Consider the following 1,697-nt stretch of genomic DNA (forward strand, 5'->3'; position numbering starts at 1 on the left):
CAGCTGTTAAACATATTGGTTCAGGTCTTTTTCACTCCCCTTCCCGGGTCCTTTCACCTTTCCTTCACAGTACTATGCGCTATCGGTCACTAAGGAGTATTAGCTTTACGGGGTGGTCCCCGCATATCAGTCAAGGGTTCCACGTGTCTCGACCTACTCTGGATACCGCCATGTCAACTCGCCTTTCGCTTACGGGACTTTCACCCTCTTTGGTCAGCTTTCCCAAAACTGTTCTGCTAAACTTGTTGAATCAATTCCGCGGTCCGAACCCCGGGATGCACGCATCCCGGTTTGGGCTCTTCCGTTTTCGCTCGCCGCTACTCACAGAATCACATGTTGTTTTCTCTTCCTCCGGCTACTTAGATGTTTCAGTTCACCGGGTTCCCTTCCTGACGTTATGGATTGGCGTCAGGATAACTGAGGTTTGCTCAGTTAGGTTTCCCCATTCAGAAATCTCCGGATCGATGGGTATTTGCCCCTCCCCGAAGCTTTTCGCAGCTTATCACGTCTTTCATCGGCTCTTAGTGCCAAGGCATCCACCATACGCTCTTATCAGCATAACCAAACGATAGTTGTTCACGGGAATGAACTTCTATCCACACATGTATAGCGTTACATGTGTTGGTTCTAGGCCAATTTATTTTTAGTTTGTTTTCTTCAAACTTTATAGTAATTGTTAAATAACATTACCTCGGATGTCTTGATTAGATATTTTATCTTATCATTGATTTTCTCTGTATGCAGTTTTCAAGGTACATAAAGATGCGAGCGTAACAAAAATCGGTATCGCGTGGAAAATTCATTTTCCTAAGCGATCTTGATTTTTGATGCATTGGCATGTAATGCCATGAGCGATAAAACCAAAGGTTTTTGAGCTTCGCATCCTGACTGACTGTTCATCAGTCATTAGAACTTAAAATCTCTTTTAAACTCTAATCACTGGTGAACCCAGTTATTCCAACAGCACTGCCCTGCTGATTGGGTTGGCTTTGATAAGTTGTTGCTCATCCCTGCCTGTATTTATTCTAAACTTCGACAGCGTTTCTGTCTTCGTTTTTTCTTTTTTTGATTTGGCGGCCACCTACTCTCCCACACCGTCTCCAGTGCAGTACCATCGGCCGTTCAGGTCTTAACCATCGTGTTCGGGATGGGAACGGGTGTTACCCCTGAACGCATCGCCACCAAAAAGTTTTGTCATCCTTGATGACTAAACAATAGACAACGACTCACTCTACTTCTTCTTCCGTTTTAGTTGGATTGTTCCAGACGAAAGAAGTTATTTCTTCCGTTTTAGTTGGATTGTTCCAGACGAAAGAAGTTATTTCTTCCGTTTTAGTTGGATTGTTCCAGACGAAAGAAGTTATTTCTTCCGTTTTAGTTGGATTGTTCCAGACGAAAGAAGTTATTTCTTCCTTAGAAAGGAGGTGATCCAGCCGCACCTTCCGATACGGCTACCTTGTTACGACTTCACCCCAGTTATCGGTCCCGCCTTCGGCAGCTCCCTCCTTACGGTTGGGTCACTGACTTCGGGCGTTACTGACTCCCATGGTGTGACGGGCGGTGTGTACAAGACCCGGGAACGTATTCACCGCGACATTCTGATTCGCGATTACTAGCGATTCCAGCTTCATGTAGTCGAGTTGCAGACTACAATCCGAACTGAGACGTTATTTTTGGGATTTGCTCCACCTCGCGGT

The 1,697-nt window shown here is 45.3% G+C and carries 1 protein-coding gene, 2 rRNA genes and 1 other annotated feature (1 of these 4 cut by a window edge); of the genes, 1 reads left to right on the top strand and 2 read right to left on the bottom strand.

Annotation, left to right across the window (positions count from 1 at the left end):
* Nucleotides 1-563, bottom strand: a sequence feature (23S ribosomal RNA rRNA prediction is too short); it reaches 624 nt to the left of the window's first position.
* Nucleotides 564-1,068: 505 nt separating this feature from the next.
* Nucleotides 1,069-1,186, bottom strand: a 5S ribosomal RNA gene (gene rrf / locus RUMTOR_RS06400).
* Nucleotides 1,187-1,257: 71 nt separating this feature from the next.
* Here rrf and RUMTOR_RS13270 point away from each other — a divergent pair.
* Nucleotides 1,258-1,428, top strand: a complete 171-nt coding sequence (locus tag RUMTOR_RS13270) for a hypothetical protein (RefSeq protein WP_207634932.1) — start codon at nt 1,258-1,260, stop codon at nt 1,426-1,428.
* On the opposite strand, the gene RUMTOR_RS06405 is transcribed toward RUMTOR_RS13270, so the two are convergent.
* Nucleotides 1,418-1,697: ribosomal RNA gene (locus RUMTOR_RS06405) — 16S ribosomal RNA — on the bottom strand; the annotation flags it as partial. The genes RUMTOR_RS13270 and RUMTOR_RS06405 overlap by 11 nt on opposite strands.

Origin of the sequence: [Ruminococcus] torques ATCC 27756 (assembly GCF_000153925.1) — a bacterium.
GTDB classification, from domain to species: Bacteria; Bacillota; Clostridia; order Lachnospirales; family Lachnospiraceae; genus Mediterraneibacter; species Mediterraneibacter torques.